General features: G+C 69.5%; 1 protein-coding gene. It reads right to left on the reverse strand.

Annotated elements, in window-relative coordinates; translation table 11 throughout:
• A partial coding sequence (locus G4D86_RS51185; RefSeq protein WP_164003015.1) for a non-ribosomal peptide synthetase occupies window positions 1–10389 on the reverse strand: 10389 nt, incomplete at both ends.

A 10389-nucleotide genomic window follows, 5' to 3' on the forward strand; every position in this document is an offset into this window, starting at 1 on the left:
GGAAGCCGCGAGCGAGAGTCCAGAGCAACTCGAGGACGGAGATGTCGAAGGACAGGCGGGTGACGGCGAGCCAGACACCGAGGGGGTGGGAGTGGACGCAGGCGTCCATGCCGGTGAAGAAGTTGGAGACGGTGCGGTGGGGCACCTGGACGCCCTTGGGGCGGCCAGTGGAGCCGGAGGTGAAGAGGACGTAGGCGAGGTTGGCGGAGGTGGCCAGCGGAGTGGGCGCGTGCGTGGGCCGGGCGCGCAGCGCTTCGTCCGAGAGAGACACCACGGCGGCCCCTGGAGTCTCGGGGAGGAGCTGCAGCAGGGAAGGCTGGAGCAGGAGCACGGCGGGACGCGCGTCCTCCAGCATCCCCGCCAGGCGCTCACGGGGGTAGGACGGGTCGAGCGGGACGTAGGCGCCGCCGGCCTTGAGGATGGCGAAGAGGCCGACGACCAATTCGAGGGAGCGCTCCGCGCACAGGCCGACGCGCACCTCGGGGCCGACGCCCAGGGAGCGCAGGTGGTGCGCCAGTTGGTTGGCGCGTGCGTCCAGCTCGCGGTAGGTGAGCCAGGCGCCCTCGAAGCCGAGGGCGTGCGCGTCTGGCGTGCGCTGCACCTGGGCCTCGAAGAGGTGGTGGATGCAGGCGTCGGCCGGGAAGTCAGCCGCCGTGTCATTCCACTCCACCAACAGTTGCTGACGCTCGGTAGCAGTGAGCAGGGGCAGGGCGGACAGGCGCGTGTCGGGGTGGGCGACGGCGGCCTCCAGCAGCACCTGCAGGTGCTCCAGCATCCGGGCCATGCTCTCCGCGTCGTACAGGTCGGTGCTGTAGTCGCAGAGGCAGGCCAGGCCCTCGGACGTCTCGTTGATGGAGAGCGTGAGGTCGAACTTCGCGGTGCCGGTGTCGGCCTCCACGCCTTGGAGGGAGAGGCCAGGCAGCTTCAACGCGACGGCCGGGGTGTTCTGCTGAACGAGCTTCACCTGGAAGATGGGCGCGTGCGCGAGGCTGCGCTCGGGGTTGAGCACGCGCACCAGCTCTTCGAAGGGGACGTCCTGGTGGGCATAGGCCCCCAGCGTCACCTGCCGCGTGCGGCCCAGCAGCTCGCGGAAGGTGGGGTCACCGGAGAGGTCGCCGCGCATGACGAGCTGGTTGACGAAGAATCCGATGAGGCCTTCGGTGTCGGCATGGGTACGGCCGGCGATGTCGGTGCCCACGACGACGTCCGTCTGTCCGGAGTAGCGGGACAGCAAGGACTGGAAGCCGGCCAGCAGCGCCATGAAGGAGGTGACGCCCTCGCGCTGGCAGAGCGACTGAAGTGCCCGAGCCAACGTCTTGGGCATGAGCCGCGAGAGGATGGCTCCGCGGTAGGACTGCACGGCAGGACGAGGCCTGTCGGTGGGCAGCTCCAGCACCTGGGGCGCACCTGCGAGCTGCTGCCGCCAGTAGGAGAACTGCGCTTCCAACGTCTCGCCCTGGAGCCACTGGCGCTGCCAGGCGGCGAAGTCCGAGTACTGCACGGGCAGCTCGGGCAGGGGCGAAGACTGGCCTTGGGAGAAAGCCTCGTAGAGCGCCGCCACCTCGCGCACCAGCACGCCCATGGACCAACCATCGGAGACGATGTGGTGCAGGTTGAGCAGCAGCACGTGCTCGGTGTCGGTCAGCTTCAGCAGCAGCGCACGAAGCAAGGGGCCTTGCGCGAGCGAGAAGGGCTTGCGGCACTCGGCTTCGATGAGCCGGCGTGCCTCGGCCTCGCGCGCGTCGGTGGGCAGGGCGCTGAGGTCCACGCGCTCCAGCGGAAGCGGCGCGGGCGGGGCGATGACCTGGAGGGGCTGGCCGGCCTCCTCGGGGAAGGAGGTGCGCAGCACTTCGTGACGACGCACGAGTTCCGAGAGGCTGCGCTCCAAGGCGGCGGTGTCCAGCGAGCCTTCCAGGCGCAGCGGCGCGGGCATGTTGTACAGCGCGCTGTCGGGGATGAACTGGTCGAGGAACCACAGTCGCTGCTGGGCGAACGACAACGGCAGCACGCCCGACCTGTCGACGGGCTGGAAGGGCGGCAGCTTCGGCCCGAGCCCCTGACGCGCGAGGGCGTCGATGGACGCAGCGAGGGCTTCGAGGGTGGGAGCCTCGAACAGGGCGCTGATGGGCAGGTCCACGCCGAAAGTGGCGCGGATGCGAGAGATGACCTGGGTCGCCAGCAGGGAGTGGCCACCCAGCTCGAAGAAGTTGTCGTGGGCCCCGATGCGCGCCGGTCCCAGCAACTGACTCCACAGCGACGCCAGGAGTTGCTGCGTCGGCGTGCGAGGAGCGACGTACTCGACGGTGGTCGTGAGCGCCGTGTCCAGCGCAGGCAGGGCCTTCCTGTCGAGCTTTCCACTGGAGTTGAGGGGCAGGGCCTCCAGGGTGACGAAGGCCGAGGGGACCATGTACTCGGGCAGCTTCGTCTTGAGGAAGTCGCGCACGTCCACGGTGGAGGGCGGCTGCTCTCCCTTGGGCGGCACCACGTAGGCCACCAGGTGTGAACCGTCACGCACCATGACGACGGCCTGGCGCACCTGGGGGTGCTTCTCCAGGGTGGCTTCGATTTCACCCAGCTCGATGCGCAGGCCACGCACCTTCACCTGGAAGTCGAGGCGGCCGAGGTACTCGATGTTGCCGTCGGCCAGCCAGCGGGCCTTGTCACCGGTGCGGTAGAGGCGCGCGCCCGGTGTGTCGCTGAAGGGGTCCGGGATGAAGCGCTCCGCAGTGAGCTCGGGACGGGCGAGGTAGCCACGGCCGACCTGGATGCCGCCGATGAAGAGCTCGCCGGGCACGCCCATGGGCACGGGCCGCAGGTGCGCGTCGAGGAGGCGAATGGAGGTGTTGGCGATGGGCCTGCCGATAGGAATGGAGCGGTGCGGCTCGTCGAGCACGCACGCGTAGGCGGTGACGTCGACGGCGGCCTCTGTGGGGCCGTAGAGGTTGTGCAGTTGGGCGGACGGCAGCCGCTGCAGGCAGCGCTGAGCCAGTTCCAACGGCAGGGCTTCACCGCTGCACACCACGCGCTTCAGGGAGGTGCAGCGCTCCAGGCCCGGCTCCTCCAGGAACACCTGGAGCATGGAGGGGACGAAGTGCAGCGTGGTGATGCGCTGCTCGGAGATGAGACGAGCGAGGTAGTCGGGCTCCTGGTGGCCACCGGGGCGGGCGATGACGAGGCGCGCGCCGACCATGAGGGGCCAGAAGAACTCCCAGACGGAGACGTCGAAGCTGTAGGGCGTCTTCTGCAGCACGACGTCCTGAGCGGAGAGCCCATAGGCCTGCTGCATCCAGAGGAGGCGGTTGACGACGGCGCGGTGGGCATTCATGGCGCCCTTGGGGCGGCCGGTGGAGCCCGAGGTGAAGATGACGTAGGCGAGGCTGTCCGGAGTGGCCAGCGAGACGGGCGCGTGCGTGGGGAGGCCGAGCGGCGCTTCGTCGCCCAGGGACACCACGGCGGTCCCCTGCGTCTCCGGGAGGCGAGACAGCAGCGAAGGCTGAGCGAGGAGCACGGCGGGACGTGCGTCCTCCAGCATCCACACCAGACGCTCGCGGGGGTAGGACGGGTCGAGCGGGACGTAGGCACCGCCGGCCTTGAGGATGGCGAAGAGGCCGACGACCAACTCAAGGGATCGCTCCGCACACAGGCCGACGCGCACCTCGGGACCGACGCCGAGCGAGCGCAGGTGGTGCGCCAGTTGGTTGGCGCGTGCATCCAGCTCGCGGTAGGTGAGCCACTGGCCTTCGAAGCCAAGGGCAGGCGCATCCGGCGTGCGCTGCACCTGGGCTTCGAAGAGGTGGTGGATGCAGGTGTCCACGGCCAGGGGCGCGCGGGTGTCGTTCCACTCCACGATCACCTGCTGCCGCTCGGCTTCGGAGGCCAGCGAGACGTCTCCCACGCGGGAGGCGGAGGCCAGCGAGAGCAGGGCATTGCGCCAGTGTTCGAGGAGCCGCCGCATGGACGCGGCCTCGAACCGAGGCGAGTCGTAGACAGCCCGGAGGCGCAGGAACTGCCCGGGGAGAACGGAGAGCGTGAGCGGGTAGTTGGTGCGCTCGTACCCCAGGACGTCCTTCACCCGGAGCGACGAGGCCGAATCCGCCAGCGATTCATCGACGGGGTAGTTCTCGAAGACGAGCAGCGAGTCGAAGAGCGAAGCACCGCGAGGTACCTGGCTGAAGGACTGGATCTGGACGAGCGGAGAGTGCTCGTACTGGCGCAGCTCGAGCTGCTGGGCCTGGAGTGACTGGAGCCAGGGCCGCAGGGGCGCACTGTCCGAAGGCATGCGGACGCGCGTGGGCAGCGTGTTGATGAAGAGGCCCACCAGACTGTCGGAGCCGGGCAGCTCGGGCGGCCGGCCCGCGACGGTGTTGCCGAAGACGACGTCCTGCTCGCCCGAGTAGTGCGAGAGGACGAGGCCCCACGCGGCGAGTGCCAGCGTGTTGGGCGTGAGCTGGTGCTGACGGGCGAAGGACAGCAGCGAGGCCGTGGCCTCGGCGGAGAGGCCCAGCTCGAGGGTGAGGTGCTCGGACTCCTGTCCTCGTGGCGGCGCGGCATGGGTGTCCGCGGGCAGGGGCGTGGGGGCGGAAAACGCATCCAGGTAGGCCCGCCAGAAGGCCTCATCGGTGGAGGCCTCGCGGCGCTGCAGCCAGGCGATGTAGTCGCGGAAGGGCGGCGTCCCGGTGAGCCGGGGCGGGGAGCCGGAGCGGAAGGCGCCGTAGAGGGAGAAGACCTCCTTCATGAGCACGCCGAGGCTCCAGCCATCCACCAGCAGGTGGTGATGGCTCCAGATGAAGCGCACGGAGCTGTCCGCCAGTCGCACGGCCGTCAGGCGCATGAGCGGCGCGCGGCGCAGCTCGAAGCCACGCTGGCGTTGCTCGCGCATGAGTTGCTCGAAGCGGGCGTGCTGCTCTGCCTCGGGTAGGGTGCTCCAATCGATCAGCTCGAAGGGCAGCTCCACCTGCGAGTGGACTACCTGGAGCGGTGCATCGAGGCCCTCCCAATGGAAGGAGGAGCGCAGGATGGTGTGGCGCTGGAGGCAGAACCTCCAGGCCCTCAGGAAGGCCGGCAGATCGAGGGCGGAGGTGACCGTCCAGGAGAGCTGCTCGAAGTAGGTCGAGGCCATGGGCGCGAGCAGGGCATGGAACAACATGCCCTGCTGCGTGGGGGAGAGCGGGTAGACGTCCTCGATGTCGGGCCCGGTCTGTTGCAGCAGCGAGTCGAGCGACGGCTGGGAGAGGGCCGCGAGGGGGAAGTCACCCGGAGAGAAGCGGCGAGCGTCCTCGGATGTGCGCAGGGAGATGAGGGCGCGCAGGTGGTGGAGGAAGCGCCCGGCCACCGACTCGATGGTGGCCGCGTGGTGCAGGTGCGTGCTGTAGCCGAAGGAGAACCGCAGGCGGCCCTGGAAGACCGAGCCGTTGATCTCCAGTGCATGCAGTCGCGTAGCGGAGGGGGAGATGGAAGGGCCGGAGGACTCGCTGGTCGGGGAGAAGAACCGGCTGGAAGCGACCGTGGCATCGAACTGGCCGAGGTAGTTGAAGGCCACCTGCGGCGCGGGCATGGCCTGGAGCCGCTGGGCGATATCGGTCGGTCCGAGCCACTGGAGCACGCCGAAGCCGATGCCGTGGTGAGGCAGACGGCGCAGCGAGTCGCGCACCGAGCGCAGGCACTCGCCCGCCGAGCCGCTCGACGGTACGGGCAGCAGCACGGGCGTGAAGGACGTGAACCAGCCCACGGTGCGCGAGAGGTCCACGCCTTCGAAGAGCTCCTCGCGGCCATGGCCCTCCAGGTGGACGAGGACCTGGGACTGGCCGGTCCACTCAGTGAGAGCGCGGGCGAGGGCGGTGAGCAGGATGTCGTTGATGTGCGCGCGCCAGGCGGAGGGCACTTCCTGGAGCAGCAGCTTCGTCTCCTCGGCATCGAGGGCGATGGCGACGGAGCGCTCGGAGTCTTGCGTGTTGGGGCCGGAGGCGTCGGTGGGCAGCGGGGCCACCTGCGCACGGGCCTCGTCCAACCAGAGGGATGTCTCGGGGGACAGTGAATCGGAGCGAGCGTAGTCCTGCAGGCGGCGCGCCCAGGACTGGAAGGAGGTCGTCTTCGCCGGCAGCCTCACCGTGAGGCGCTGCTGGAGCTGCTGATAGGCAGCCTCGAGGTCCTCCAGCAGCACGCGCCAGGAGACGCCGTCGATGACGAGGTGATGGGCGACGAGGAGCAGGCGCTGCTGGCCGTTGCCGAGGTGGAAGAGGGCAGCGCGCAGCAGCGGCGGCTGCGCCAGGACGAAGCTGGCCTGAAGACGCGAGGCCTCGGCTTCGAGCGCGGCGGGCTGCTCGGAGGCGGACGTGGCGGAGAGGTCCACCTGGAGCAGGTGGAGGGGCGCCTCGTCGGGGCCGACGTTCTCCTGCCGCCACTCACCCTCATGCTGGCGCAAGCGCAGGCGGAGGGCATCGTGGTGGGCCACGACGTGAGCGAGTGCCGTCTCCAAGCGAGAAGCGTCCAGCGGCTCGCGCGAGGCCAGGAGCATGGCCTGGTTGAAGTGGTGGGCGTGCGCCGCATCGTGCGCCAGCAGGTGGTGCTGGGCAGGGGTGAGCACCACCGAGCCAGTGACAGGGCCCTGCTCGCTGAGCGTGTCGGAGGAGGACTTCACCACGAGGGACAGCTGCGCCACCGTCTGGTGCTGGAAGAGCTGGCGGGTGGCGAGCACCAGGCCAGCCTGGCGCGCGCGCGCGACGACCTGGAGGCTGATGATGGAGTCGCCGCCCAGCTCGAAGAAGTTGTCGTGGATGCCCACCTGCTTCAGGCCGAGCACCTGCGCCCAGACGTCGCACAGCAGCTGCTCTGTGGCGTTGCGCGGAGCGACGTACTCGACGGTGGTCGCGAGCGCCGCATCCGGAGCAGGCAGGGCCTTCCTGTCCACCTTGCCGCTGCTCGTCAGGGGCAGGGCCTCCAGTGCAACGAAGGCCGAGGGGACCATGTACTCGGGCAGCTTCTGCCGGAGGAAGTCGCGCACGTCGTTGGTGGAGGGCGGTTGTGCGCCCGCGGGCGGCACCACGTAGGCCACGAGGCGCTTGTCGCCTCGGGGGTCCTCGCGCACCACCACCACGGCCTGACGCACCTGGGGGTGCTTCTCCAGAGCGGCTTCGATTTCACCCAGCTCGATGCGCAGGCCGCGCACCTTCACCTGGAAGTCGAGGCGGCCGAGGTACTCGATGTTGCCGTCCGCCAGCCAGCGGGCCTTGTCGCCGGTGCGGTAGAGGCGCGCGCCGGGCGTGTCGCTGAAGGGGTCCGGGATGAAGCGCTCGGCGGTGAGCTCGGGCCGGGCAAGGTAGCCACGGCCAACCTGGATGCCGCCGATGAAGAGCTCGCCGGGCACGCCCGTGGGAACGGGCCGCAGGTGCGAGTCGAGGAGGCGAATGGAGGTGTTGGCGATGGGCCTGCCGATGGGGATGGAGTGTCGGCCGTCCTGGGGCAGGCAATGGAAAGCGGTGACTTCGACGGCGGCTTCGGTGGGGCCGTAGAGGTTGTGCAGTTGGGCGGATGGCAGCCGCTGCAGGCAGCGCTGCGCGAGCTCAGGGGAGAGCGCTTCGCCGCTACACACGACGCGCTGGAGGGAGGTGCAACGCTCCAGGCCGGGCTGCTCCAGGAAGTGCTGGAGCATGGAGGGGACGAAGTGAGTGGTGGTGACGCGCTGCTCTGAAATGAGACGAGCGAGGTAGTCGGGCTCCTGGTGGCCACCAGGGCGTGCGAGGACGAGACGAGCGCCGGAGATGAGGGGCCAGAAGAACTCCCAGACGGAGACGTCGAAGCTGTAGGGAGTCTTCTGAAGCACGACGTCTTGGGCAGACAGGGGCTGGGCGTGCTGAATCCAGAGGAGGCGATTGACGACGCCCCGGTGGGCATTCATGGCGCCCTTGGGGCGGCCTGTGGAGCCCGAGGTGAAGATGACGTAGGCGAGGCTGTCGGGAGTGGCCAGCGGCGAGGGCGCGTGCGTCGGCAGGCCATGCAGCGCTTCGTCATTCAGGTCGAGAACGACGACGGACGCACCCGGAGCCTCTGGGAGGAGGGACCTCGAGGAGGGCTGTGCCAGGAGCACAGCGGGACGTGCGTCCTCCAGCATCCACTCCAGGCGCTGACGGGGGTAGGACGGGTCCAACGGGACGTAGGCGCCGCCAGCCTTGAGGATGGCGAAGAGGCTCACCACCAATTCGAGGGAGCGCTCCGCGCACAGGCCGACGCGCACCTCGGGACCGACTCCGAGCGAGCGCAGGTGGTGCGCCAGTTGGTTGGCGCGTGCATCCAGCTCGCGGTAGGTGAGCCAGGCGCCTTCGAAGCAAAGGGCGGGCGCGTCCGGCGTGCGCCGCACCTGGGCCTCGAAGAGGTGGTGGATGCACGTGTCCACGGCCAGCGGCGCGCGGGTGTCGTTCCACTCGACGAGGACTCGCTGGCGCTCGGCCTCGGTGAGAAGGGGGAGGGAGGACAGGCGGGTGTCGGGGTGGGCGACGGCGGCCTCCAGCAGCACCTGGAGGTGTTCCAGGAGGCGGGCCATGCTCTGCGCGTCGTACAAGTCAGTGCTGTAGTCGCAGAGGCAAGCCAGGCCCTCGGGCGTCTCGTTGACGAAGACGGAGAGGTCGAGCTTCGCGGAGCCGGTGTTGCCCTCGACGCTGCGGAAGGCGAGACCCGGCAGCTTCAGCTCCGAGGTGGGGGTGTTCTGCAGCGCGAGCTTCACCTGGAAGAGCGGAGCGTGGGCGAGGCTGCGTTCGGGGTTGAGCACGCGCACGAGCTCTTCGAAGGGGACGTCCTGGTGGGCGTAGGCGCCAAGCGCCACCTGACGAGCCCGGCCCAGCAGCTCGCGGAAGGTGGGGTCGCCAGAGAGGTCCCCGCGCATGACGAGCTGGTTGACGAAGAAGCCGATGAGGCCTTCGGTGTCGGCGTGGGTACGTCCGGCGATGTCGGTGCCAATGACGATGTCCGTCTGGCCGGAGTAGCGCGAGAGCAGGGACTGGAAGCCGGCCAGCAGGGCCATGAACGAGGTGACACCCTCGCGCTGGCAGAGTGCCTGGAGCGCTTGCGAGAGCGCCCTGGGCAGCTGACGGGCAAGGGTGGCGCCGCGGTAGGACGGAGTGGCGGGGCGGGGCCTGTCGGTGGGGAGCTCCAGCACCTGGGGCGCCCCGGCGAGCTGCTGGCGCCAGTAGGAGAACTGGGCCTCCAACGTCTCGCCCTGTAGCCACTGGCGCTGCCATGCGGCGAAGTCCGCGTACTGCACGGGCAGTTCGGGCAGCGGCGAGGGCTTCCCCTGGCAGAAGGCTTCGTAGAGGGCGACCACCTCGCGCACCAGCACGCCCATGGACCAACCATCGGAGATGATGTGGTGCATGTTGAGCAACAGCACGTGCTCTGTGTCGGCGAGCTTCAGCAGCAGCGCGCGCAGCAGGGCGCCTTGCGCGAGCGAGAAGGGCTTGCGGCACTCGGCCTCGATGAGCCGGTGTGCCTCGGCCTCGCGCTTGTCGGCGGGCAGGGCGCTGAGGTCCACGCGCTCCAGCGGCAGCGGCGCGGGCGGGGCGATGATCTGGAGAGGCTGGCCGGCCTCCTCGGGGAAGGAGGTGCGCAGCACCTCGTGACGGCGCACGAGCTCGGTGAGGCTGCGCTCCAGGGCGGCGGTGTCCAACGTGCCTTCCAGGCGCAGCGGCGCGGGCAGGTTGTACATCGCGCTGTCGGGCACGAGCTGGTCGAGGAACCACAGCCGCTGCTGAGCGAACGACAACGGCAGGGGCTGCTCGCGAGAGGCGGGGTGCAGCGGCGGCAGTGCAAGCGCACGCGCCGAGCCGGTGGCGGTCTCCACGACCCTGGCGAGGGCTTCGAGGGTGGGAGCCTCGAAGAGGGTGGGCAGGGGCAGCTCCACGCCGAAGGAGGCGCGGATGCGTGAGACGACCTGGGTGACCAGCAGCGAGTGGCCACCCAGCTCGAAGAAGTTGTCGTGGAGCCCCACGCGCTCGACGTGCAGCACCTCACCCCAGAGGGCGGCGAGCCGTTGCTCCGTCTCGTTGCGAGGTGCGACGTACTCGGCGCTGTCGGTGACCGCGGCGTCCAGTGAGGGCAGGGCCTTCCTGTCCACCTTGCCGCTGTGGGTCAGGGGCAGCGCCTTCAGGCCGACGAAGGCCGAGGGCAACATGAAGTCGGGCAACCGCTGCTGGAGGAAGGCGCGCAGCGAGCCCGCGTCGAAGGCGTGGTCCTCCTGGGCAACGACGTAGGCCACCAGCCTTCCGCCATTCCCGTCCTCGCGCAGCGTCACCACGGCCTCGCGCACGGAAGCGTGGGAGGAGAGCACGGCTTCGATTTCGCCCAGCTCGATGCGGAAGCCGCGCAGCTTCACCTGGAAGTCGATGCGGCCGAGGTAGTCGA

Origin of the sequence: Pyxidicoccus caerfyrddinensis (genome assembly GCF_010894405.1) — a bacterium.
GTDB lineage: Bacteria > Myxococcota > Myxococcia > Myxococcales > Myxococcaceae > Myxococcus > Myxococcus caerfyrddinensis.